Consider the following 23,230-nt stretch of genomic DNA (forward strand, 5'->3'; position numbering starts at 1 on the left):
CATCACCACATGGGTGGTCCTGCTGAGCCGCATGAGCCTAGACGCGAGGGTGCAGGCCGCCCTCCTGAGGACGACGACGACTACGGGTACAACGACGAGGCGTATGACGACGTCTCCGCCTACGCCCGGCGGGGCCGCGCCTCGGACGGTCCCGGCTACTCGCCCGACGCCGGCTATTCGCCCAGCGCCGGCTACGCCTCCGACGCGGGTTACGCCACGGACGCCGGCTACGCGTCCGACGGCGACCCCGGCGACGAGTACGAGCGGCCCGTCATCACCGAGGACGAATTGGCGGGCCTCGGTCCCGAGGGCGGCGGCGGTCCACGCCGGGTGCTGCCCCTCGAGGACGAACCGACCACTCTGGTCGCTCGCTACCTCTTCCCCACCGAGCGCTACCGCGGCGAGTGGAAGAGACATTGGATCAGCCTCTCCGGCCCGCTCGGCATCGGCGCCGGCGCGACGCTCGCGCTGGGCTACCTGGCCGGCTTCCTGACCCGGCAGAACGTCAACGGCCTGGTGACCGTGGCCGTCCTGATCTGGCTCGGCGTGATCAGCTGGGTCGCCTGGAAGGTCTTCGACTGGTACTTCGACCGGTTCATCCTGACCAACAAGCGGGTCATGGTCGTCAACGGGATCATCACCCGGCGAGTGGCCATGATGCCCCTGTTGAGGGTCACCGACATGAAGTACGAGCAGTCGGCGCTCGGCCGCATGCTCAGCTACGGCACGTTCGTGCTCGAGTCGGCGGGTCAGGATCAGGCGCTGCGCGAGGTCAAATACCTGCCCAACCCCAACGAGCTCTACCTGCGCGTCGTGGAGGAGATGTACGAGCCGCAGGCCGTGGAGGCCCGGCTCGGCAAGGACAGCGAAGGCGACGACGCCTAGCCGTGCCGCGATGTGACGTACGGATCGGGCCGTCGGGAGGCGGCCCGATATACGCGGCCGGTAGCGTTCTCAGGTGACCCGAATCGATCTGCACTGCCATTCGACCGCCAGCGACGGCACTTTGACACCCGCTGAGCTGGTCAAGGCGGGCGCGGAGGCCGGTCTCGACGTCATGGCGATCACCGACCACGACACCACGGGCGGGTGGGAGGCGGCCGCCGCCGCGCGGCCCGAGGGGCTGCAACTGGTGCGAGGGGCCGAGCTGTCCTGCCGCTGGCACGGCGCCGAGCCGCCGATCGCGCTGCACATGCTCGCCTATCTGTTCGACCCGGCCGAGCCGCGGCTCGCGGGTGACCTGGCCCGGCTGCGCACCGACCGGGAGCAGCGCGCCGAAAAGATCGTGAACCGGCTGGCGGCCGACGGCGTGCCGATCACCTGGGACGAGGTGCACGGCTACGCGGCGGGCGGCTCGGTCGGGCGGCCGCACATCGCGCAGGCGCTGATCCGGGCCGGGCTCGTCCGGACGACGACCGAGGCGTTCCATTCGCAGTGGCTGGGCGCGCGTTACTTCGTACCCAAATCAGATCTTGATGTTTTCGAGGCCGTGCGGGCGGTGCGGGCGGCCGGTGGGGTGACCGTTTTCGCCCATCCGCGAGCCACGGTGCGCGGGCGTGTCGTGCCGGACCGGTTGATCGTCGAGCTGGCCGAGGCCGGGTTGTTCGGGCTGGAAGCCGATCACGAGGACCATTCGCCGGAGGAGCGGGCGCACGTGCGGGCCCTGGCCGAGAGTCTCGGGCTGGTCGTGACCGGATCGTCGGACTTCCACGGGACCCACAAAACGGTGCGGCTGGGTGCGTTCCTGACGGCTCCTTCGGCGTACGAGAAAATCGTCTCGGCCGCGACGGGCGTAGCTGTCCTGGGGTGACGCTGGACGCACCGAACTGCGGCGCGGCGGCCCGGCCACCTACCTTGTTCGGGTGAATCTCAAGTTCCTCGGCGAGGTCTTCGTGACCCTCTTGGTGATCGTCGACCCTCCCGGCATGGTGCCGGTCTTCCTCGCGCTGACCGGGACGATGTCGGCCAGGGACAGGGTGCGGGCCGGTTCGCAGGCCGTGCTGCTCGCGCTCGGCGTGATCGTCGGTTTCGCGGTGGCCGGGCAGACCCTGCTCGACTATCTCCACGTGCAACTGCCCGCCCTGCAGGGCGCCGGTGGCCTGCTGCTCGTGCTGGTCGCGTTGCAGCTGCTCACGGGCAAGACCGACGAGCCGGCCGAACAGGGCGGCACCAGCAACGTGGCGCTCGTGCCACTGGGCACGCCGCTGCTGGCCGGACCGGGCGCGATCGTCGCGACCATGCTGTTCGTGCAGCGTGCGGACGGTTTCAACGAATATCTCGTGATCGCCATCGGCATCCTGCTCGTCATGATCACGGTCTGGGTCGTCCTGCGCTTCTCCGGCGTGATCGTCAAGCTGCTGCGCCCGGCCGGCATCGAGGTGCTGACCCGCATCGCCGGCCTGCTGCTGGCCGCCATCGCCGTGCAGTTGATCGCCGACGCGGTCGCGGCCTTCGTGGAGATGTACGCGGCGGCCTTCTGACGGCGTTTCTGTCGTACCCGCCTGGCAGGATTGCACGGTGCCTCCCACCAGATCCCGCGCCGGCGTCCCCGAGCAGCTCGGCTTCGCCGGCATGCCCGAGCGGCTCTTCGTGTGCACGCCGAGCAAGCTGGGCGCCTTCACCGACTGCCCCCGGCGATACAAATACGCCTACGTCGAGCGTCCGGCCCCGCCCAAGGGTCCACCGTGGGCGCACAACTCGCTGGGCGCCAGCGTCCACACGGCGCTGAAGAACTGGTACGGCCTGCCGGCCGATCGGCGGGAGCTGGGCGTTCTGCCCACGCTTCTCAAGAGCACGTGGGTACGCGAGGGCTACCGCGACACCGATCAGGAGCGCACGGCTTACCGGGCGGCGTTGGGCTGGCTGGAGACGTACGTGTCCGGACTCGACCCGGACGACGAGCCGCTGGGCGTCGAACGGACGGTGGCCGCGAAAACGGCCGTGCTGGCCCTGAACGGCCGGGCCGACCGCATCGACTCGCGCCCCGGCCCGAACGGCCCCGAGGCGGTGATCGTCGACTACAAGACCGGCCGCACGGGCACCGGCGCCGACGACGCGCGCGGTTCGACGGCCCTGGCCCTCTACGCGTACGCGGCCCAGCGCGTCTTCCGCCGGCCGAGCTACCGGGTGGAGCTCCACCACCTGCCGACGGGAACGGTGGCCGCCCACGAGCACACCGAGGAGTCGTTGGCCCGCCAGGTCCGCCGGGCGGAGGACACGGCCCGCGACATCATGGCGGCCGAGAAAGCGGTGGCCGAGGGCGCCGACCCCGACGCGGAGTTCCCCACCAACCCCGGCCCGCTGTGCGGCTGGTGCGACTTCCGCCGGGTCTGCCCGGCCGGCGCGGAGACCCCGGCCAAGGAACCCTGGGCGGCGGTGTCCCACCTGACCCCCTGAGCCGTGTTGCGGCTGCTGGTCAGGCGGCGGTTGGTTGGGCCCGGGCCAGGGCGGCCTGGCGCATGGAGCTGTCCCGGTACCGGCGGGGCAGGGTGGCCAGGATCGTGGCGAGCAGCAGGCGCAGGCCCCTGATCGAGAGGTCGGCCGTCACGTCGGTGGTGGGCCAGCCCAGGCCGCCGTACATGCGGCGGGCCCATGGCGGCAGCAGGGCCACGGCCGTGCCGGCGATGCCCAGGTACGCCCAGCGGGTCGGGCCGAGCGTGAGGCCGAGGCGGAAGGCCCGGGGGCCCCACGTCGTCGGTACCGGTGGGACGGTCAGGAACAGGGCGGTCTCGGCGCTGTCGCGGGTCATGCCGAGCTCGGGGCGGACGGCCTCGTAGTAGGCGGCCACCTCGGCCGCGGTCGCGGGCACGGTGGCCGGGTCGAGGCCGACCAGCTCGGCCGCCTTGAGCTGCTCGGTGTAGTAGCGGTCGACCTCGTCGGGGGTCAGCCGCAGGCCGGCCCGGGTGGCGGTGGTCAGGAACGACTCGACCTCGGTGACGTGGACCCAGCGGAGCAGGTCGGGCTCGTCGATGCGGAACGTCTCGCCGTCGCGGGGGTCCACGGCCGTCATCCGGGAGTGCAGGCGGCGCAGCCGGCTGGAGGCCCGCTCGACCTCGTCGGTGCTGCCGTAGATCACGGTGGCGACGTAGGCCGAGGTGCGGGACAGACGGCCCCACGGGTCGGCGCGATAACCGGAGTTCTGCGCGACGCCGGCCACGGCCCGCGGGTGCAGGGCCTGGAGATAGAGGGAGCGGAGCCCGCCCAGCATGAGGATCGGTTCGCGGTGCAGCTTCCAGGTGACCGAATCCGGTCCGAACAGCCCGACGTCGCTCATGTCCTCAAGACTGCCACGCGAACGGCCGAAAGTTGAACCTGTTCAGATAACGGAACTCAGGCTTCGTCGTCGCGGCGTTTCTGGCAGGCCGGGCAGAGACCCCAGAACGTCACCTCGGCCTCGTCGAGCTGGAAGCCGTGGCTGGTGGCGGGCGTGAGGCAGGGGCGCTCGTCGACCACGCAGTCGACGTCGGCGATCTCACCGCAGCCCCGGCAGACGATGTGGTGGTGGTTGTCGCCGACCCGGGCTTCGTACCGGGCCGGGCTGCCGGCCGGTTCCAGCCGCCGGGCCAGGCCGGCCCGGGACAGGGCGCCGAGCACGTCGTAGATCGCCTGGGTCGAGACGGAGTCGAGGCGTACCCGGGCCTGCTTGGCAATTTCCTCGACCTCGAGATGGCCGCCGCCGGTGAGAATGTCCAGCACGGCGAGGCGTGGTTTGGTGACACGCAACCCGTGGTCCCGTAGCAGGTCTTCACCGTTCGGCATCGGTCAATGACAGCACGGATCGGTTGAATCCCCAACCATTGTGCGTGGGAATACCTGCGCCGAGGTGAACCGGGAACCGACGATGGGCGTAAGCGGACACGAGGACGTTTGCGCCGTCAGATACTTCTAAGCTGTCGGCCGACCAGTTCGATGAGGAGGCGTCGTGTTCGACCAGATCAACGGCCTACCGGTGCATGCGCTCGTGCTGCATGCCGCGGTGGTGTTCGTTCCGCTGCTGGCCCTCGGGGCCATCGTGTACGCGCTCGTGCCGCGGTGGCGTCCGAAGCTGGGCTGGGCGGTGGCGCTGCTCGCGGTGGCGGCGCCGGTCTCGACGTTCGTGGCCAAGGAGTCGGGCGAGGAGCTCTACGACCGCCTGGTCGGCCAGGGCCTGAGCGGCCCCGGCAAGGTGATCCTCGACGACCACATGGGCTACGGAACGCGTACGTTCTGGTTCGCACTGGCCCTGGGCGTAGCCAGCCTGGTGCTGGTCGCCCTCACGTGGCGCCGCACCGACCGCCTGCCCTTGATCGGCGAGGCCGCCGGCGCGGTGGTGCTGATCGTCCTGGCCGTGGTCTCCGGCTACTACGTCTACAAGACGGGCGACTCGGGCGCGACCGCCGTATGGGGCACCTACTAGCCCGAACGGCAGTCAGCAACGCCGGCGCGGCGGCCCAGAGAGCCACCGCGCCGGCGTTTCGCTTGCCTGCCGCCGGGCGGTAGTCCAGAAGGCGTGGGCTGGCCGATGGCGCGGGCTGGCCGACGGCGCGGGCTGGCCGATGGCGCGGGCCGGACGCGGGCGCGGCTGCGGGGCGGAAGAGGGCGCGGCGCAGGTCAGAAGATGGCGCGGGCGCAGAGCAGGCACATGAGGATCAGGGCGATGGCCCCCGCGACCAGGCCGACGCCGTAGGTCACCGTGCGAGCTGAACCCTCCGACTCGTCGAGGGCGTCCATGTCCTGACCGGGCATGCTGCGCGGAGGCGGCGGCTGGGAGATCGTGGGTGGCCGCCAGTGCGGCGACGGCGGGGCGGGGTTCGGCGGGCCGGGATAGCTCGCCTCCGGCTTCGGCTCGGGCCCGGTGGACTCAAGCGGCGGACCGGGCACGGGAGAGTCAGGATCCGGTCGCTGCCAGTAGGAGTCGTCCGGTACGCCGGTGGGGCTGCTCACGTTCACCGACGGTACAGCCGAAGGGGGAAGACTTCCGCAGCGGCGCGGGCCTACCCTCTAAGACGTGGACATCCTGGATGAGCCCGAGCGCGACTTGGACGGCGAACGCGAGGTCGACTTCGAGTCCGAGGAGGCGCCCGTTCTCCCCGAGCAGACCCGCGACGACACCGAGCGTGGCTGGGGCGAACGCTCCTTCGACAACGACGATCGCCTGCTCGAGGACCGCCCGCCCCACTGGTGAGACCGGCCGGCTCAGCCGGGGCGGATGAGGACCGCGAAGCCGTGGCTGGACGTGGCCACGGCGCGCTCGGCCTCGGCCGGTGAGAGGGCCAGCAGAAGACCGCCGGTGGTGGGGTCTGACGCGCCGGTGACCGTGAGGACCAGAGCGGCGGCGGCGACCGAGGTGGTTGCGCCCTTGTCGTCCAGGCGCAGCAGGTCGACCCGGTTGCCGGGCTTGACCAGCGAGAGCGCCGTGGGGTCGGCCAGCCGAACGGGAACACCGACGGTCCCGGAGGGCACGATGCCGCCGGAGACAGAGGCGCCCGAGGACCCGGACAGCGCTGCCGAAGACCCGGGTAGCGCCGCGGGATCTCCCGGCGGCGCGGCGGGGTCTCCCCGCGGTTTGGCGGTCGAGGAGCCTCGTGAGGTGGCGCCTGAGCCGTCGGGTGGTGCGCCGGATGAGTGGACGCCATTACCGGACGGCTGTGTGACCGCCGCGCCCGTGGATGGTTCGCACGTCGGTGGAGGTGACCACGACACCAGGGCGGCGAGGGTCAGCAGGGCCGCGACCGCCGCGAGGCGTAGCAGCGTGCCGCGGGCCGGCCGACGCCGCCGCACGGGATCGAGGCGCCCTTCGCCGCTTGCGCGGCTTGCGTTCCCGTGCGGCAGGGGGATGGCTCGCCCGAGCCGGGACTTGCTCGATCCGGCCATCGTCCGGTCCCCTCTCGCTCGCCCTGGCGTCGTGGTCTCGGCGCCGGATCGAACGTTAGGCGGAAGGGAAGATCGCTCGCTCCGGGCCTGTGGACAACGCCGGACTGTGGATAACCGGCGCGAACCCAGGTGATTTTGGTAGGGATCGGCGCGGCCCACAGGAAAGGCGCGGACGGCCGGCGCGTGGGGTGTGGGCCGGAACGGGCGCGGATGCGCGAAGATCGCGCCAGGGGAGTCCTGGCGCGATCTCGAGTGGGCCTCTAGGAAGCGGCGGGTGCCTTCGTGGTCGACGAAGACGAGCTGGTGGTCGACGACGACGACGATGAGGACGACGTCGTGGAAGAGCTCGACGACGAGTCGGAGCTGGAGCCTGACGAGGTGGAGCTCGGCGCGTCGGACTTCTTCGTGGCCTCGCCGTTCGTGGCGGACTTCTCGGCGCTCACGTTTCCGGAGCGGGAGTCGTTGCGGTAGAAGCCCGAACCCTTGAAGACGATGCCGACCGAGTTGAAGACCTTGCGGAGCTTGCCGTCACAGTTCGGGCACTCCGTCAAAGCCGGGTCGGAGAACGACTGCACGGCCTCGAGCTGGTGGCCGCATTCGGTGCAGGCGTACTGGTAGGTAGGCACGGCTCCTCCGGATCTTTCGGCTGTTGGCACTCGCCAACTCCGAGTGCCAATGTTGCGCCATCGGAGGTCATTTCGTCCACTCGAACGGCGGGTTGAGGGTTGGGCGGACGTCACTTCCGGGTCAGGAATAGACCACCGTGCGGGGTGATGACCCCGTGCACCGGCCGGTCGTGCGGCTCGGCCGGCACCTCCGCGAGCAGCTCGCCGTCGTGCAACAGCGCCACCACGAGGGCGCCTGATGAGACTCGGGACAGGGCTCGGTCGTACGAACCCCCGCCGCGACCCAGGCGCAGACCGCGACGATCCACCGCCAGGGCGGGCACGAGCACCAGCCCAGCCTCCCCGATGCCCGACACGCCCAGCCGGGGGCCGGGCGGCGAGAGCAGCCCGTGCGGCCCGCTTTCGAGCGAACCCGAATACTCGGCCCAGTCCAGGTCGTTGTCCGGCCGCAGCACCGGCAGCAGGACGCGTGCCTCGGCCGCCAGCGCGGTGATCAGGCCGGGGCCGCCCGGTTCGGTGCCGATCGGGACGTATGCGGCGATCGTGGACGGGTGCTCAGACCGTACGAAAGCAAGCACTTGATCTTGAAGGAGGGTGGCCGCGGACGAGGGCGCCTGACGCCGGGCCGTGAGCAACTGACTGCGGAGTGCGATCTTGGCGGTGCGAGATCTTTCCGCGTCACCGGTTAAATCGGGCATGCAACACCCCCTTTTGAAAAGCGGCAAACGGTGCACACTATGTCAGCATCGCTCCAAAGAGGGCCACTCCCGGGAGGATGCGTGACGCTACGTGGCCGACTGACCACCGCCTTTCTGGTGGTCGTGCTCGGTCCGGTCCTGCTCGGGTCCATCTTCGTCGCCCTGACCGTCACCACGGTGAGCCGGGACCGGACGGCCGAGCGGCTCGACAGTGCCGCGACCACCGTGCGGACCAGTGTCGCCGCCGCCTGCCGCCAGCTTCAGGTGGTGGCCGACGCCGTGGCGGTGGTGCCGGAAAATGACCGGGCCGCGGTGGCGGGCCAGCTGATCGCGCGCGGCCTGGCCACCGGCATCGAGATCGGCGCCGCGCCGCTGGCCCGGCAGAGCTGCTCGGCGGAGGGGCGGGACGCCATCGCCGCCCAGTCGGTCGTCGGCGGCGTCACCATCGCCGCCTCGCAGGCCATCGACCGCGCGTTCCTCGACCGGCTCAGCGCCACCAGCCGCACCCGGGTGACGCTGACCGTCGCGAACGAGACCGGGCAGACCCTCCACCTCGCCCCCGGGCCCGGCCAGCCCCTGCCACTCACGCTCACCGTGCCGACGACCAGGCCGACCTTTCTGTACGCCGTACTCGCGGCCGTCGCCCTCTGTGCCGCCCTGGCCGCCGTGCTGGTCGCGCGCTGGCTCGCCCGCACCACCACCCGGCCGCTCGGTGAGCTGGCCTGGGCCGCCGGGCGCGTGGCCGACGGCGACCTGGACACCCGGGTGCCGATCCTGCGCCCGGACGAGCTGGGCCGGCTGGCGGCCACCTTCAACCGCATGACGCGCGAGCTCCAGGCGTACGTCCAAGCCCTCACCGCCAGCCGTGACCAGCTCCGCGGTCATCTCGCCATCCTCGGCGAGACCCTCTCCAGCACCCACGACCTCCAGCGCATATTGCAGGTCATCCTGCGGACCGCGCTCGCCGCCACCGGCGCCCGGGCCGGGCTCGTGCTGCTCATCCACCCGGCGAGCGGGCAGCTCGTCGCCCAGTGCGGCGTCGGCCTGGCCGGCACCTGGGACCTGCCCGACGCCGACCTGCCCCAGCAGCGCCTGCCGGTCGGCGAGGGCGTGCTGGGCGGGGTCGCCGCCAGCGGCGAACCCCGCCGGGGGCAGGGCGAGCTCGCCTCCGCCGAGCCACCCTGCCTGAGCTACGTCGCCGTGCCGATCTGCGCGCCCGTCGAGGCCGAGGACGAGCCCGAGACCCTCGGCGTGCTCGCCCTCTACGACCGGGTCGGCGGAGACTCCTTCGACGACGCCGACCTGCACACCCTGCGGACCTTCGCCGGGCAGGCCGGGGTGGCCGTGCACAACGTGCGGATGCACGAGGAGGCGCAACGGCTCTCGCTGACCGATCCGCTCACCGGCCTGTGGAATTACCGTTACCTCCGTGAGTCGTTGCGCCGGGAGGTGGAGAGGGCGAGCCGGTTCGGGCGCATGCTCGCGGTGCTCGTGCTCGACCTGGACCACTTCAAGGACGTGAACGACACGTACGGGCACGCGGCCGGCGACGCGGTGCTGAGCGAGTTCGCCCGGCGCATCCGGATCGGGCTGCGCGAGGTCGACGTGGCGTTCCGGCAGGGTGGGGAGGAGTTCGTGGTGCTGCTGCCGGAGACCGACGCCTACGGCGGGGCGATCGTCGCCGAACGGCTCGGCGCCGCCGTGCGCGACCGGCCCGTGCCGATCGACCCGCTGCGGCCCGACGACCTGCTCATCCCGGTCACCGTGTCGATCGGGGTCGCCGTCTATCCCGAGCACGGCGCCGGCGCGCAGCAGGTCCTGGCCGCGGCCGACGCCGCGCTCTACGCCGCCAAGAGGGCCGGCCGGGACACATTTCGCCTGGCCGAGGCCGGGGATGTGACAAATTCGCGGGTTTCCCCAACAGTTCATGAAGGAAACTTGGATCCCAAGACGGCCGTGCCGACCGGGCCACGACCGCCCGGGCAGGCACGCGGCCGTTAGTCTCGCTGCATATCACGGGCACGATCGACTTGAAGTGAAGGTGCGGTGACCTCGATGACCTCGAACGCGCAAGCGTCGGGCCGCCGGGCGGTGAAGGCCGTCATCCCCGCGGCCGGGCTGGCTACGCGTTTCCTGCCGGCCACCAAGGCCGTGCCCAAGGAGCTGCTGCCCGTCGTCGACCGTCCCGTGCTGCAGTACATCGTGGAGGAGGCGGCCGCCGCCGGTATCACCGACGTCCTGCTGGTCACCGGCCGCGGCAAGACCTCGATGGTCGACCACTTCGACCGCCGGCCCGACATCGAGGCCCGGCTCGCCGAGAAAGGCGACAGTCAAAGGCTTGCGGCCGTACGCCGTACGAGTGACCTCGCGGATATCTACACCGTCCGCCAGGGCGAGCCGCTCGGCCTCGGCCACGCGGTCGGCACCGCCGCGTCGCACGTCGGCGACAACGCCTTCGCCGTGCTCCTCGGCGACGAGTTCGTCGAACTGGACAAGCCGCTCCTGCCCGACATGCTCGACCTCCAGGCCCGCACCGGCGGCATCGTGCTCGCCCTGGGCGAGGTCAAGCCGGAGGAGACCTCGCGCTACGGCATCGCCTCGGTCGCGCCTTCCGGGGACGGCGACGACGTCGTACGGATCACCGGCCTGGTCGAGAAGCCCGCGCCCGACGAGGCGCCGAGCAACCTGGCCGTCCTGGGCCGCTACGTCCTGCCCGCCTCGATCTTCGAGGCGATCGCCGACACCAAGCCCGGCAGCGGCGGCGAGATCCAGCTGACCGACGCCATGGCCCAGCTGCTGGCCGACGGAACGCCGGTGCACGGCATCGTCTACCGCGGCCACCGGTACGACACCGGCATGCCGCTCGGCTACCTGCAGACGGTCGTCATGCTGGCGGCCAAGCGCGACGACCTGGGCGAGGAGTTCCGGAGCTGGCTGGCCGAGTTCGTCGCCGGCGGTGCGAGGGGATGACGGCCACGGCCGATGCCGAGGCGGCCGCCAACGAGCTGAAGCCTCTCGCCGAATACCTGGGCAGCGTGCTGCGCAGGCTCCGGCCGCTGCCTCCGCTCGACCTCGACCTCACCCAGGCGCACGGCAACACCCTCGCCACCGACGTGCTGGCCCCGCATCCCTACCCGGCGTTCGACCAGGCGGCGATCGACGGGTACGCGGCGCGCTGGGAGGACCTGGGCGGTGCGGGCCGGGTCGGCTCACACCCCTCCTTCGGGCGGGTCGAGGGCGGACCGCGCCCGGTCCGGCTCAACGTCGTCGGCGACCTCGGCGCGTCCAGCTGGCGCCCGGTCCGGCTCTCACCGGGCACGTGCTTCTCGGTGGCGGCCGGCGCCCCGCTCCCGATCGGCGCCGACGTGGTCGTGCCCGTGCACTGGACCGACCAGGGCATGGCGGCCGTGGAGATCCTGCACGCGCCGAAAAGGGGCTCGGGTGTGCGCCGGGCCGGCGACGAGATCGCGGTCGGCCAGGTGCTGGCGCCCAAGGGCGCGTACGTCACCCCGGCCATGGTGGCGACCTTCGCCGCCTCCGGCATCGGGCACGTGGTCGTCCGGCCCAGCCCGCGGGTGGTGGTCGTGGCCACCGGCGACGAGCTGGTGGACGTGGGCCGGCCCAGCCAGCCCGGGCAGGTGGTCGACGCGAACTCGCACGCGCTGACCGCGGCCGCGGTCGAGGCGGGCGCGCTGGCGTACCGGATAGGCATCTGTGACGACGACCCGGAAGGCCTCCGCGGCCTGCTGGAGGACCAGACCCTTCGGGCCGACCTGATCATCACGACCGGCGGCACCGGCACCGGGCCGGGCGACATGCTGCGCCGGGTCCTCTCCCGCCGCGATCCCGGCCGCGGCGTCGTCGAGTTCACCGACGTGGCCCTCTGCCCCGGCAGCACCCTCGGCTTCGGCACGGTCGGCGGCGAAGAGGTGCCGGTGATCTGCCTGCCCGGCGAGCCCGGCTCCGCCCTGATCGGCTTCGAGGTGCTGGCCCACCCGGTCATCCAGCTGCTGGCCGGGGCCGAGCCGGTGTTCCGCCCGAGCGTGAAGGCGCATCTGCTGGAGACCGTCTCCTCACCCGGTGGCCTGCGCGAGTTCCGCCCCGCGTTCGTCACCGAACGGCGCGGCGGGGGACATACGGTGCAGCCGCTGGCCGGTGGGCCGTACACTCTCTCCGGCCTTGCCGAGGCCAACGGCCTGCTGGTCCTCGGTGAGCGCGTCACCACGGCGGCCGCCGGCTCGACCGTGGACGTGTTGCTCCTCGACCGGAGGCGATGATGCTGGGGTCCACGCCCGGATGGCCTGCCGTCCTGGCGGACGGACCCGTCGTGCTGCGCCCCTACAAGCGCAGCGACGCCCGAGCCTGGTCCGACGTGCGGATCGCCAACCAGAAATGGCTGGCACCCTGGGAGTCGGCCCCACCCGGCCCGTGGTCCGAGATGAACTCGGCGCGCGCGTTCGGCTACGTCTACCAGGACATGAAACGCTCGGCCCGGCGCGGCGAGAGCATGCCGTTCGCGGTCTGCCTCCAGGAGAACGGCCGGGAACGCCTGGTCGGCCACCTGAATCTCGGCAACATCGTCCGGCGGGCGTTCAGCTCGGCCTACGCGGGCTACTGGGTCGACGCGCGGGTGGCCGGCCGCGGCGTCATCCCGACGGCGCTGGCCCTGGCCGTCGACCACGCCTTCGGCGCCGGCGGGCTGCACCGCATCGAGGTCAACATCCGCCCCGAGAACAAGCCGTCCCGGCGCGTGGTCGAGAAGCTCGGCTTCCGCGAGGAGGCGTACCACCAGCGCTACATGCACATCGACGGCAGCTGGCGAGACCATCTCGGATATGCCCTGACCAGCGAGGAAGTGGCCGCCGAGGGCGGTCTGCTGGCCCGCTGGCGCCGCGTGCGCGCCTGAGGAGGCGCTTGACACGCCCGGCGCGCCGTGACCATTTCCGCAGCTCGCGCCCGTAGCCTCGGGGAGATTGGGTCTTGCGGTCCGCGGCCGGGAGTTGTAAAAGCGGACCGCCCGTAGCTGACGGGAGGGGTGAGGGTGCCGACCTCGGTGCTCCTCGCCGTCCTCACCGCGGCCGGTCTGCTCGCTCTCGCGCCCGCGCTCGTGCGCCGGTACGACGCCACCGAGCGGCTGGCCGCGGAGCGGGCGTCGTCGACGGCGAGGGTGCTCCAGCGCCACCGCCGTCGCCGAACCGTGCCCGGACGCCGACCGATCAACCCGGGCCGGCTGGTTTCGGTTACGGTTTCACCCGCTTTGTCGCCGCAACGACCCCGGCTGCGGCTGGTGAAGCCCGGCCGCCGCCCGGCCCGGCGGGTACCCACCCGCCGGCACACCCCGGCGGTCGTACGCCGTAGGCGGGTCTTCGCGGCGCTGATCCTGCTCAACCTGATCGAGCTGATCGGCGTGCTGGCGGTCGGCCCCGGTTTCTGGATCGGCTTCGCCGTGACGTTCACGCTGCTGGTGATCGACCTGATCCACCTGCGCAACCGGGCCATAGCGGACCGAAGGCGCCGCCGCGAGGAGGCCCGGGAGGCAGCCTGGCTGGCGGCCCGCCAGGCCGAGGTCCGCCGCGAGCAGGCCCGCCGCCAGGCGGCCCGCCGGGAGGCGCAGCGCCGCTTGGCCGCCCAGAAGGAGGCGGTGCGCCGGGCCGCGATGGGCTTGGATCAGGACCTCCCGCCGGCGGTGACGGCCTCGGTCTCGTACCGCCGAACGGGTGGCCTGCGGGGCCGGGCGTACGAGGCGGGCGGCCGCCACCACACGGCATGAGCACCGTTGTGGGGGTCGGTTCGCGGGGAGCCTGCGCAACCTGTTAGCCTTGCTGCGGTTCCACGGACAGGTCCGGGGGATCGGTTAGGGGCTGTGGCGCAGTCTGGTAGCGCACCTCGTTCGCATCGAGGGGGTCTGGGGTTCAAATCCCCACAGCTCCACCAACCAATCATCAGGCGAGCACTCGTTTATCGAGGCTCGCCTTCTGCTTGTCCAGTGCCGTCGCCCGCAGGAGTGATGACGGCGCGCATAAAATATGCAAACATCAGTCCGGCCGTTCTCGGATATGCATATATTTGCAAAAGGGGGCCTCCGGATGACGGGTGCCGAAGCCCAAATGAGCGATATGCCCGGCCGAGTTGCCCGATGGGTGGCGGCCGGTGAGCAATATGACGTCGAGTTCAAGGGCGAGCGGCGAGAGCGGCTCAACGACCAGGACCTTGTCGAAGCGATCGTGTGCCTCGCGAACGGCCGCGGAGGGGTCCTCCTCGTTGGTGTTGAGGACGATGGCGTCATCACCGGTGCGCGACCGCGGCATGAGTCCGGAAGAACCGATGTTCTGCGTGTCCAAGCCCTGGTTGCCAATTCGACGCAGCCGCCGCTGTCCACCAACGTTGATCTGGTGGAGGTCGAGGGCAAGGAAGTCATGGTCATCGACGTGCCTGACAGCCCTCGTGTGATCGGGACGACGAGGGGCACATATGTGCGCCGAGCGACAGGCGGCGATGGCCGTCCTACCTGCATGCCGTACCACGCCCACGAGATGCTCGCCCATGAGGTGGACCGAGGTGCGGTGGATTGGGCCACCCTCAATGTGGGAGGCGCGGCATGGGCGGATCTCGATCCACTTGAGTTCGAACGTGTACGGCGGCTGGTTTCGAATTCCGGTGCTTCGGCCGACCGACTGCTGGGGACCTTGTCTGATCGGGAGATCGCGAGCGCCCTCGGGCTCGCTCGCCTCGATGACGGCGTGACGGCCGGAGCACTTCTGCTCTTCGGCAAGGTTGACGCCATCCGCCGGTATCTTCCGACCCACGAAGCCGCGTTTCAGGTGCTGCGAGGGCTGGACGTTCAGGTCAACGACTTCCTTCCCTATCCGTTGTTCCGGCTCGCCGAGGAGCTCTTCAGCCGGTTCGAGGCACGGAATCAGGAGGAGGAGGTGGAGTTCGGCCTGCTGCGTGTGCCTGTATCCACCTACTCGGAGACCGCCTTTCGCGAGGCCGTGGCCAATGCGCTCGTCCACCGTGACTACACGCGTCGCGGGGCTGTGCACGTGCAATGGACCGACGAGCAGTTGGAGGTGTCCAGTCCCGGAGGATTCCCTAGAGGTGTCACGCTGGACAACCTGCTTGTAGTGCCGCCCCATCCGCGCAGTCCGATACTGGCCGACGCCTTCAAGCGCACGGGACTCGTCGAACGGACCGGCCGTGGCATCAACCGCATGTTCGTGGAACAGCTGAGAGTCGGCCGATCGGCACCGGACTACGGTCGCAGCTCGGCGAGTCATGTGGTGGCCATCCTGCCCGGTGGTCCGGCCAACCTGCCCATCACTCGCTGGATCTCCGAGCAGGAGAGGGGGATCGGCATGCCCCTCGGTCTCCCCGAGCTCCAGGTGTTGTCCGAGTTGTTTCGTGAGCGCCGGGCGAGTACGAGCGACCTGGCCAAGGTCATGCAGCGAACGGATGCGGAGACCCGCAATCTTCTCAACCGCATGGTCGAGCGAGGCTGGGTGGAACCCCGCGGAGACGGAAAGGGCCGAAGCTGGCATCTCTCGGCGTCGGTCTATCGAGCTCTGGAGACGCCCGCCGGCTACGTACGCGTGCGGGGATTCGACCCACTGCAGCAGGAACAGATGGTGCTGCAGTACGTCGACTCACACGGTCAGATCACCCGCGCGGAAGCGGCTGACCTTTGCGCGCTCACCTCTGCCCAAGCCAGTCTCCTGCTCAGACGACTGGCCCGGGACGGCAAGCTTGATTCCGTTGGTGAACGAAAAGGAACCAGGTACGTGAGGCCGGGCGACACCGGAGCTTAGTGGTACCAGGCGAGCCGTGCACGGTGGGCCGACAACGGTGCGCTGAGGGCCGATTTTGCTGGTCAGAGTGTCGATAGCGTCGGGCTGGCTATGACACTCACGGAACAGACTGGGCTGGATTTCGGGCGGCGGCTCCGGGAGCTGCGTGTTCGCGGTGGCATGACCCTCGAAGGGCTGGCCGAGGCGTCCGGGGTCAGCGCCCGGGCCATCAGCGACATGGAGCGCGGGCGCAGCCGGACGCCGCAACCCCGGACGGTGAGCGCGCTCGCGAAAGTGCTCGGCGACGGTCAGGAGCTGGGCCGGCTGGCGAAGGCGGGGCGGGAGACCGCCGCCACCGGGCGGCCCCGTATGTGTGATCTGCCTCGGCGTAGCGGGCACTTCGTGGGGCGTGCGGACGAGCTCGCCTCGATCGGCGCCGCGTTCCGGGTGGCGGGCTCGGTCACGGTTGTGCACGGGCAGCCCGGTGTGGGCAAGACGGGGCTGGCCATTCGGGCCGCCGAGCTGGGGCGGGAGCTTTTCCCGGACGGGTGCTTCTATCTGGACCTTCGCGGCACCGAGCCTGGGGGCGGTGCGACCGTCGGTGAGGCGCAGACCGTCCTCCTGCGGGCGCTCGGGGTCAGCTCGCGGCAGATCGCCCGCGGGGACGAGGAGCGCGGCGGGCAGTTGCGGGCGCTTCTGGGTCAGCGGCGCTGCCTGCTGATCCTGGACAACGCCGCTGGTGAGGGGCAGGTGCGGGAGCTGCTTCCGGGGGACGGCGGCGCGGTCGTCGTCACCAGCCGGCGGGTGCTCGGTGGTCTCGAGGCCGTACGGCGGATCGCTTTGGCGCCTCTGCCGGCGGATGAAGCCGTCGAGCTGCTCGGCGGCGCGGGAACGAACAACGGCGAGATTGCGCGGCTCTGCGGTTATCTGCCGTTGGCTCTGCGGATCGCGGCCACGCTCGGCGACCACGATGTGCTGGCCGACGCCGATCGGCGGCTGGCCATGCTGACGCCGGTCGAGAACGCGATCGCCGCCTCGTACACCCAATTGCCCGAGACGGCCCGGACCGTCTTCCGCAGGCTGGCCCATGTGCCCACCTTGTCCTTCTCGGCTGCCGCGGCGGCGGCCGTGGCCGAGCTCGACCGGTACGACGCCGAAGATGTGCTGGAGAAGCTGCTCGACCGGGGGCTGTTGCAGCCCGAAGGCCATGACCGTTATCGCTTCCACGATCTGATCAGGCTGTTCGCTCAGGCGCGGCTGCGGGACGAGGAGCCCGCCGTGGTGCGGCGTCGTGGCGAGCAGCGGCTGATCGACTGGTATCTGGACACCGCCATCGCCTCGGGGCGGTTGTTCGAGCCGGACTACGACGGCGGCCCCGAGCAGTGGGGTCCGGCCCAGGCCTGGCTCCAGGCCGAAGTGGACGGCTGGTTCGAGGCCATGCGCCGGGCGTCAGCCGGGGGCCGGCACCAGCGTGTCGTCGATGTGGCGGAATCGCTTCATTGGTACTCGGACCGGACGTACAGCATCGATCCCTGGTCTTCGATCTTCACGCTCTCGCGGGAGTCGGCCGAGCGGCTGCCGGACCGGCGGCAGGAGGTCGTGCACCGCAACTACCAGGCGTGGGCGCTGTCGTTCTGTGACGGGCGGTTCCCGGAGACCGTGGAGCAGGCCTTGGCGGCGTACGCGATGGCAGTCGAACTGGGCGATCTCAAGGAGCAGGCGGCCTCGCTCATCTACGCCGCCGACGCGTACGCGCAGATGGAGGAGCGGGACAGGGCGCTGGAGCTGATGCGGCGCTCGCTGGAGCTGGCCGAGACCGCCGGTGATCACGACGGGTACGTCCAGACGCTGATCGGCATCGGCGCCAACCTGCACGGGATGGGCCGCCCCGAGGAGGCCGCCGAGCAGTATCGGCACGCGTTGAAAGAGGTCGAGCGGCGGCCGCTCGCGCCCGCGCCCGAGTTGGCGGCCCGGGTGACCGCCTCGGTGTTCCTTGCGCATGAATACGCGCAAATGGAGCGCTGGGACGAAACCGTGGCGGCCGCCGAGGTCGCGCTGCCGCTGGCCGAGGAGTTCGGCGAGCCGCACCTGCTGGGCCGGGTGCACCTGGCGCTGGGCCTGGCGTGCCGGGCCCGCGGCGAAGAAGCGGGTTCGAAGTTCGCCGCGGCGGTCGCGCATTTCCGGCGCAGCCAGGTCAAGACGCAGTGGTCGGCGCAGGCGGAAGTTCTGCATAACGTTCCGCATGGTCCGCCCCGCGGCCCGCTGTTTGCATGAGATCACCGATCGAGAGGAACCTCATGCCAACGCTCAGCCGCCGCGCTGTCCTGGCCGGCTCCGCGGCGATAGCCGCCACCGGGGTGCTGGCAACGCCGGCCGCCGCCACCGGAAAGAAGAAAAAGCCCACTATCGTCCTGGTGCACGGCGCCTTCGCCGACGCCTCCGGCTGGAACGGGGTGCTGAGCCGGCTCATCCGGTCCGGCTACCCGGTGCTCGCGCCGGCCACCCCGCTGCGCGGCGTCGCGTCCGACGCCGCCTATCTCACCAGCATCCTCGCCACCATCGACGGCCCAATCGTCCTGGTCGGACACTCGTACGGCGGGATGGTGATCACGAACGCGGCCACCGGCAACCCGAACGTCAAGGCGCTGGTCTACGTGGCCGCCTTCGCGCCTGCGGCCGGCGAGACGGTCTACGGACTGCAGAACAAGTTCCCCGGCACCAAGCTCGGTCAGCCGCAGCTCGAGATCCGCCCCTACAGGCAGAGCGCCGACGGCTACGTGCGCCGCGAGTACTTCCACGAGATCTTCGCGGGCGACCTGCCCCGCGCCACCGCCGACCTCATGTGGGCCGGTCAGCGGCCGGGCGACGTGCACACGCTGGACGAGGCGTCCGGGGCGCCGGCCTGGCCGGACGTCCCGTCGTACTACCTGGTCGCCCGCCACGACAACCTCATCCCGGCCGCGGCGCAGCGGTTCATGGCCAAGCGGGCCGGCGCCCGCACGGCCGAGGTGAACGCCTCCCACGCCGCGATGATCTCCCAGCCCGGCGCCACCGCCGACCTGATCGAGAGGGCCGCCCGATGAGCTACGTGACCACCGTCGACGGCACGGAGATCTTCTACAAGGACTGGGGCACGGGCCGTCCGGTCGTGCTGGCGCACGGCTGGCCGCTCAACTCCGACAGCTGGGAGGCGCAGCAACTCTTCCTGGCCTCCAACGGATATCGGGCCATCGCGCACGACCGCCGCGGGCACGGCCGTTCCACGCAGACGTGGGGCGGCAACGAGATGGACACGTACGCCGATGATCTGTCCGCCCTGCTCGAGCACCTCGACCTGTGGAACGTGACGCTGGTCGGCTTCTCCACCGGCGGCGGCGAGATCACCCGGTACATCGGCCGGCACGGTACCTCGCGGGTGGCCCAGGCCGTGCTCGTCTCCGCCGTGCCGCCGTTCATGCTCCGCACGCGGGACAACCCCGACGGCGTGCCGGTCAAGGTCTTCGACGATCTGCGGGCCGGATCGCGGGCCGACCGGTCGCAGCTCTACCGCGATCTGGCCGACGGGCCGTTCTTCGGCGGGCTCGCCTCGCAGGGCATCCGGGACGCCTTCTGGCTGCAGTCGATGGCGGCGGGGCACCGCAACGCGTACGAGTCGATCGCCGCCTTCTCCGCGACCGACTTCCGCGCCGACCTGGCCAAGTTCGACGTGCCCACGCTGGTGATCCACGGCGACGCCGATCAGGTGGTGCCGTTCGACGTCGGCGGCAAGTCCTCGGCCGCGCTGATCAAAGACTCCGAGCTGATGGTGTACGCCGGCGCGCCGCACGGCATCACCGACACCCACAAAGAGCAGCTCGGGGACGACCTGCTGGCCTTCATCAAGGAGTACGACGCATGAGCACCATCGTCCTGATCCACGGCCTGTGGGTGACCCCGCGCAGCTGGGAGCACTGGATCTCGTACTACGAGGCCAAGGGCCACACCGTCGTCGCGCCCGCCTATCCCGGCTTCGAGGCCGAGGTGGAGGCGCTGCGCGCCGACCCGTCGCCGATCGCCTCGGTGACCGTGCCCGAGACCATCGCCCACCTCGAGAAGGTCATCACGGCCCTGCCGGAGAAGCCGATCCTGATCGGGCACTCCTTCGGCGGCACGCTGACCCAGCTGCTGCTCGACCGCGGGCACGGCGCGGCCGGCGTGGTGATCGACTCGGCGCCGCCGGAGGGCATCCGGGTCACGCCGCCCTCGCAGATCAAGTCGCTGTTCCCCATCCTGAACAACCCGGCGAAACGGCACCAGGCCGCCGGCTTCACTCCCGAGCAGTGGCATTACGCCTTCGCCAACACGCTGTCGGCCGAGGACTCGCGGGCGGCGTACGACCGCTACGCCATCGCCGCGCCCGGGAGCTGGGTCTGGGCGTACGGCCTGATCGCGAACTTCAAGCCCGGCAAGCAGGAGACCTGGGTCGACTATCACAACCCGGACCGTGCTCCGCTGCTGTTCATCGCGGGCGGCGAGGACCACATCATGCCGCCGTCGGTGAACCGCTCGAACGCCCACCACTACAAGGGCGAGGGCACGATCACCGAGTACGTCGAGGTGCCGGGCCGCTCACACTGGACCTGCGGCGAGCCGGGCTGGGAGAAGATCGCCGACCGGGCGCTCGAATGGGGCCTACGGCACGCCTAGAACGCCCGCGAGCTGGGCGCGCCGGGTGATGCCGAGCTTCGGGTAGATCCGGTAGAGGTGTGAGCCGATGGTGCGGTGGGACAGGAACAGCCGCCCGGCGATCTCGCGGTTGGTCAGTCCCTCCGCCGCCATGGCGGCGATCTGCAGCTCCTGCGGGGACAGCTTCTCCCGTACGGCTTCCCGCCGCTGTCCACTGTGCTCGCCCGCGGCCCGGAGCTCGGCGCGGGCCGCGTCCGCCCAGGGCGCGGCCCCGAGCAGGTCGAACGTGTCGCGGGCGGTCCGCAGCAGGTCCTTCTTGTGCCGGCGGCCGACATGGAGCTGGAGTCGCGCACGGTAGAGCGGCCACCGGGTGACGATCTCGGTCGTGTCCGGATTCGTCACCACGGCCGCGTACTCCGCCGCGACCACGAGGATCGGCGCGCCGACCCGCTCGGCCAGCTCGGGCAGCTCGGCGATCAACTCCCGCGCCTCGGTCAGCCGGCCGGCGCCGACGGCGGCGTCGAGCAGATCGGGCACCAGCCACCAGCGCATGTAACGGTGATAGGTGGGTTCGGCCGGATCGAAGGTCCGGGCCAGGACGCCGTACGCCTCGGAAGCCTCACCCCGGAAAAGAAGGATCAGACCGCGCGTCTGGGCCAGCGCCACCTGGATGTATCGCATGCCGGCGGCGAGCGGGCTGGCCGCGACCTCGTCGATCAGCCGGGTGGCCTCGTCGAGGTGGCCCCGCATGGCGGTGATCGCGGCGATGCTGGTCTGCGCGGCCATCGCGTAGAAGGCCTCGCCCGTCTCCTGGGCCAGCCCGCGCGCCTCGATCAGCTCGGCGTGCGCCCGGTCCCACTGTCCGAGCCACAACCGTCCCCAGTTGCTGCCGCCGAGCAGCCGGGCCAGCACGCCGAGCCGCCCCTGGGCCCGGGCGTCGGCCACCGCCTCGTCGATCGTGCTGGAGCTGCGCTCGAAGTCGCCGAGCACCAGGGCCGCGCTGCCCAGCCACCGGGCCGCCTCCGGGCCGTTGTAGTTGTTGATCTTCTGGAGCACCTCACGGCCGCTCTCCTCCGGGACCGTGTACGCGAGGATCGCCAGCGACAACGGATCATCTTGGACCAGGGCCCTGATCCGGAACCGCGCCGCCGCGGTCTCCGGCCCGGTCACCTGGAAGAAGCAGCGCGACGCGGCCCGCCACAGCACCTGCCGGCCCACCTCCGGGTGGCCCGCCTCGATGGCCGCCTCGGCGATGTCGGTCAGCTCCTCGACCCGCCGCAGCGGATCGGTGTAGCGCGGATAGCGGACCACCTCGAGCACATTGGCCAGCCGGGCGCGCTCGACCGGGCCTTCGCGGCCGAGGTCGTTGCCGGCCAGCATCTGCTCGACCTCGTGCCGCGCGCCGACCTCGCTGGCCAGCTCGGCCGCCCGCAGGGTGAGCCGGCCCGGCCGGTCGGTCAGCTCACCGGCCCGGCGCAACGCGGCCACAGCCGCCATCGTGGCGCCGCGGGCGCGGGCCCGCTCGGCGTAGAGCTCCAGCTCCGCGGCCAGCCCTTCGTCGGTGCCGACGGCGGCCGCCGCGAGATGCCACAACCGGCGGTCCGGGAAGTCGGCGAGCTGCTCGGCCAGCGCCCGGTGCGCGGCCAGCCGGCCGGCCAGCGGCGCCCGCTGATAGACGGCCGAGCGCATCAGCGGATGCCGGAACCGCAGGCTCGCCCCGTCCAGCTCGATCAGCTCGGCGTCGATCGCCCGCTGCACGTCGTCGATGCTCGCGCCGGACGCGGCCAGCAGCCGTTTGAGGTCGCAGTTGGTGTCGGCCGCCAGCACCAGCAGAAGGCCGGCCGTGCCGGTGCCCTCGGCGCGGGCCGCGAAGGCCCGTTCGAGCCGGCTGTTCAGCGGCAGGGTCTCGTCGAGCGGGCTGCCGGCCGCCGTCTTGGGCAGCTCGACCAGGGCCAGCGGATTGCCGGCGGCCTCGGTCAGCAGCCGCTGCCGGGCCACGGCCGACAGGTCCGGCGCGTGCGCGTCCAGCAGGGCGGCCGCGACCTCACCGGGCAGCCGCCCGATCTCCAGGTCGGGCAGACCCGACTCCCGCGACAGCAGCCGCGTGGCCCCGACGGCCAGCACGGACTCAGCGCCGATCCGCCGGGCGACGAAGGCGAGCACGTCGCCGCTCTCCTTGTCGAACCAGTGCAGATCGTCGAGCACGAGCACCACCGGCGCGGCGTCGACGATCAGCTCCAGCGCCGACCGGGCGACGGCGTACAGGTCGCTCTCTTGAAACCCCATTTGTGTCGTCAGGGGAAACAAGAGCTGATGGAGCGCCGCGTACGGCAACCGGGACTCACTCTCGACGCCGGTGGCCCGCAGAACGCGCATCCCGCCGGCTTCCGCCTCGACCACCTGAAGAAGGGCGGTCTTGCCGATCCCCGCCTCACCCCGGATGACGAGCGCGCCACCGCGCCCCTTCTTCGCCCGGCCGAGGAGGTCACGCAGCAACCTCACCTCGGCATCCCGCCCCACCAGCACGTTCGCATTCTGTCATCAGCAGTAGCGATCGCAGTCGTTCGACTGAGCGGTGAGCCCGGCCCTCGGTGCGAGACTGCGG

22 protein-coding genes, 1 tRNA gene and 2 pseudogenes are annotated in these 23,230 nt (G+C 71.1%); 18 read left to right on the plus strand and 7 right to left on the minus strand.

Annotation, left to right across the window (positions count from 1 at the left end; genetic code table 11):
- Nucleotides 1-9 precede the first annotated feature (9 nt).
- The 4 genes from ACFY36_RS21485 (at nt 10) to ACFY36_RS21500 (ending at nt 3,396) form a co-directional block, all read left to right on the plus strand.
- A complete protein-coding gene (locus tag ACFY36_RS21485; protein WP_499747738.1) occupies nt 10-885 on the plus strand; it encodes a PH domain-containing protein in 876 nt (291 codons plus the stop codon).
- Nucleotides 886-958: 73 nt separating this feature from the next.
- On the plus strand, nt 959-1,810 hold the full coding sequence (locus ACFY36_RS21490; RefSeq protein WP_499747739.1) for a PHP domain-containing protein: 852 nt from the start codon (nt 959-961) through the stop codon (nt 1,808-1,810).
- A 52-nt stretch (nt 1,811-1,862) separates the two neighbouring features.
- Nucleotides 1,863-2,480 (plus strand): MarC family protein, encoded by a 618-nt coding sequence (locus ACFY36_RS21495; protein ID WP_499747740.1) that lies wholly within the window; start codon nt 1,863-1,865, stop codon nt 2,478-2,480.
- Between the two features lie 91 nt (nt 2,481-2,571).
- Nucleotides 2,572-3,396 (plus strand): RecB family exonuclease, encoded by an 825-nt coding sequence (locus ACFY36_RS21500; RefSeq protein ID WP_499748195.1) that lies wholly within the window; start codon nt 2,572-2,574, stop codon nt 3,394-3,396.
- A gap of 19 nt (nt 3,397-3,415) precedes the next feature.
- On the opposite strand, the gene ACFY36_RS21505 is transcribed toward ACFY36_RS21500, so the two are convergent.
- Nucleotides 3,416-4,273, minus strand: a complete 858-nt coding sequence (locus tag ACFY36_RS21505; RefSeq protein WP_499747741.1) for an oxygenase MpaB family protein — start codon at nt 4,271-4,273, stop codon at nt 3,416-3,418.
- Nucleotides 4,274-4,329: 56 nt separating this feature from the next.
- Nucleotides 4,330-4,758 carry a Fur family transcriptional regulator gene (locus tag ACFY36_RS21510; protein WP_499747742.1) on the minus strand — a complete coding sequence of 143 codons (429 nt, stop codon included), beginning with the start codon at nt 4,756-4,758 and terminating at the stop codon, nt 4,330-4,332.
- Between the two features lie 163 nt (nt 4,759-4,921).
- Here ACFY36_RS21510 and ACFY36_RS21515 point away from each other — a divergent pair, with 163 nt between their 5' ends.
- Nucleotides 4,922-5,395, plus strand: a complete 474-nt coding sequence (locus ACFY36_RS21515; protein WP_499747743.1) for a DUF2231 domain-containing protein — start codon at nt 4,922-4,924, stop codon at nt 5,393-5,395.
- Nucleotides 5,396-5,589: 194 nt separating this feature from the next.
- Here ACFY36_RS21515 and ACFY36_RS21520 read toward each other — a convergent pair whose 3' ends face one another.
- A complete protein-coding gene (locus ACFY36_RS21520; protein ID WP_499747744.1) occupies nt 5,590-5,922 on the minus strand; it encodes a translation initiation factor 2 in 333 nt (110 codons plus the stop codon).
- 64 nt (nt 5,923-5,986) lie between these two features.
- Between ACFY36_RS21520 and ACFY36_RS21525 the strand changes: the two genes are divergently transcribed.
- Entirely contained in the window at nt 5,987-6,163 is a 177-nt protein-coding gene (locus tag ACFY36_RS21525) for a hypothetical protein (RefSeq protein WP_499747745.1), read from the plus strand.
- Nucleotides 6,164-6,174: 11 nt separating this feature from the next.
- Here the strand turns inward: ACFY36_RS21525 and ACFY36_RS21530 are convergent, their stop codons facing one another.
- A complete protein-coding gene (locus ACFY36_RS21530) occupies nt 6,175-6,441 on the minus strand; it encodes a hypothetical protein (protein WP_499747746.1) in 267 nt (88 codons plus the stop codon).
- 693 nt (nt 6,442-7,134) lie between these two features.
- Here ACFY36_RS21530 and ACFY36_RS21535 point away from each other — a divergent pair.
- Nucleotides 7,135-7,323, plus strand: coding sequence for a hypothetical protein (locus ACFY36_RS21535; RefSeq protein ID WP_499748221.1), 189 nt, complete (start codon nt 7,135-7,137; stop codon nt 7,321-7,323).
- Between the two features lie 62 nt (nt 7,324-7,385).
- On the opposite strand, the pseudogene ACFY36_RS21540 reads toward ACFY36_RS21535, so the two are convergent.
- Nucleotides 7,386-7,592 (minus strand): annotated as a pseudogene (locus ACFY36_RS21540) (FmdB family zinc ribbon protein); the annotation flags it as partial.
- A complete protein-coding gene (locus ACFY36_RS21545) occupies nt 7,589-8,176 on the minus strand; it encodes a 5-formyltetrahydrofolate cyclo-ligase (RefSeq protein ID WP_499747747.1) in 588 nt (195 codons plus the stop codon). The gene ACFY36_RS21545 and the pseudogene ACFY36_RS21540, both read right to left, overlap by 4 nt.
- Before the next feature lie 81 nt (nt 8,177-8,257).
- Here ACFY36_RS21545 and ACFY36_RS21550 point away from each other — a divergent pair, with 81 nt between their 5' ends.
- The 11 genes and pseudogenes from ACFY36_RS21550 to ACFY36_RS21600 all read left to right on the plus strand — a co-directional run bounded on the left by ACFY36_RS21550 (nt 8,258) and on the right by ACFY36_RS21600 (nt 20,646).
- Nucleotides 8,258-10,177, plus strand: a complete 1,920-nt coding sequence (locus tag ACFY36_RS21550; RefSeq protein ID WP_499747748.1) for a diguanylate cyclase — start codon at nt 8,258-8,260, stop codon at nt 10,175-10,177.
- 54 nt (nt 10,178-10,231) lie between these two features.
- Nucleotides 10,232-11,146 (plus strand): UTP--glucose-1-phosphate uridylyltransferase, encoded by a 915-nt coding sequence (locus ACFY36_RS21555; protein ID WP_499747749.1) that lies wholly within the window; start codon nt 10,232-10,234, stop codon nt 11,144-11,146.
- Nucleotides 11,143-12,453 (plus strand): molybdopterin molybdotransferase MoeA, encoded by a 1,311-nt coding sequence (locus ACFY36_RS21560; RefSeq protein WP_499747750.1) that lies wholly within the window; start codon nt 11,143-11,145, stop codon nt 12,451-12,453. The genes ACFY36_RS21555 and ACFY36_RS21560 overlap by 4 nt, the downstream gene beginning before the upstream one ends.
- Nucleotides 12,450-13,082, plus strand: coding sequence for a GNAT family N-acetyltransferase (locus ACFY36_RS21565; RefSeq protein ID WP_499747751.1), 633 nt, complete (start codon nt 12,450-12,452; stop codon nt 13,080-13,082). The genes ACFY36_RS21560 and ACFY36_RS21565 overlap by 4 nt, the downstream gene beginning before the upstream one ends.
- A gap of 135 nt (nt 13,083-13,217) precedes the next feature.
- A complete protein-coding gene (gene sepX, locus ACFY36_RS21570) occupies nt 13,218-13,946 on the plus strand; it encodes a divisome protein SepX/GlpR (RefSeq protein WP_499747752.1) in 729 nt (242 codons plus the stop codon).
- An 87-nt stretch (nt 13,947-14,033) separates the two neighbouring features.
- Nucleotides 14,034-14,110: transfer RNA gene (locus tag ACFY36_RS21575), tRNA-Ala, on the plus strand.
- Nucleotides 14,111-14,262: 152 nt separating this feature from the next.
- Complete coding sequence (locus ACFY36_RS21580) at nt 14,263-15,981, plus strand: DNA glycosylase AlkZ-like family protein (RefSeq protein ID WP_499747753.1); 1,719 nt, start codon at nt 14,263-14,265, stop codon at nt 15,979-15,981.
- A gap of 90 nt (nt 15,982-16,071) precedes the next feature.
- The gene (locus ACFY36_RS21585; protein ID WP_499747754.1) at nt 16,072-18,234 is read left to right on the plus strand and encodes a helix-turn-helix domain-containing protein; all 2,163 of its coding nucleotides are present in this window, start codon (nt 16,072-16,074) and stop codon (nt 18,232-18,234) included.
- Nucleotides 18,235-18,257: 23 nt separating this feature from the next.
- Nucleotides 18,258-19,043 carry an alpha/beta fold hydrolase gene (locus ACFY36_RS21590; RefSeq protein WP_499747755.1) on the plus strand — a complete coding sequence of 262 codons (786 nt, stop codon included), beginning with the start codon at nt 18,258-18,260 and terminating at the stop codon, nt 19,041-19,043.
- Nucleotides 19,025-19,858: pseudogene (locus tag ACFY36_RS21595) on the plus strand (alpha/beta fold hydrolase); the annotation flags it as partial. The gene ACFY36_RS21590 and the pseudogene ACFY36_RS21595, both read left to right, overlap by 19 nt.
- Nucleotides 19,855-20,646 (plus strand): alpha/beta hydrolase, encoded by a 792-nt coding sequence (locus ACFY36_RS21600; RefSeq protein ID WP_499747756.1) that lies wholly within the window; start codon nt 19,855-19,857, stop codon nt 20,644-20,646. The pseudogene ACFY36_RS21595 and the gene ACFY36_RS21600, both read left to right, overlap by 4 nt.
- On the opposite strand, the gene ACFY36_RS21605 is transcribed toward ACFY36_RS21600, so the two are convergent.
- Entirely contained in the window at nt 20,632-23,151 is a 2,520-nt protein-coding gene (locus ACFY36_RS21605) for an AAA family ATPase (protein ID WP_499747757.1), read from the minus strand. The genes ACFY36_RS21600 and ACFY36_RS21605 overlap by 15 nt on opposite strands.
- Nucleotides 23,152-23,230 lie beyond the last annotated feature (79 nt).

Origin of the sequence: Actinoplanes sp. NPDC000266 (assembly GCF_042899005.1) — a bacterium.
Lineage (GTDB): Bacteria > Actinomycetota > Actinomycetes > Mycobacteriales > Micromonosporaceae > Actinoplanes.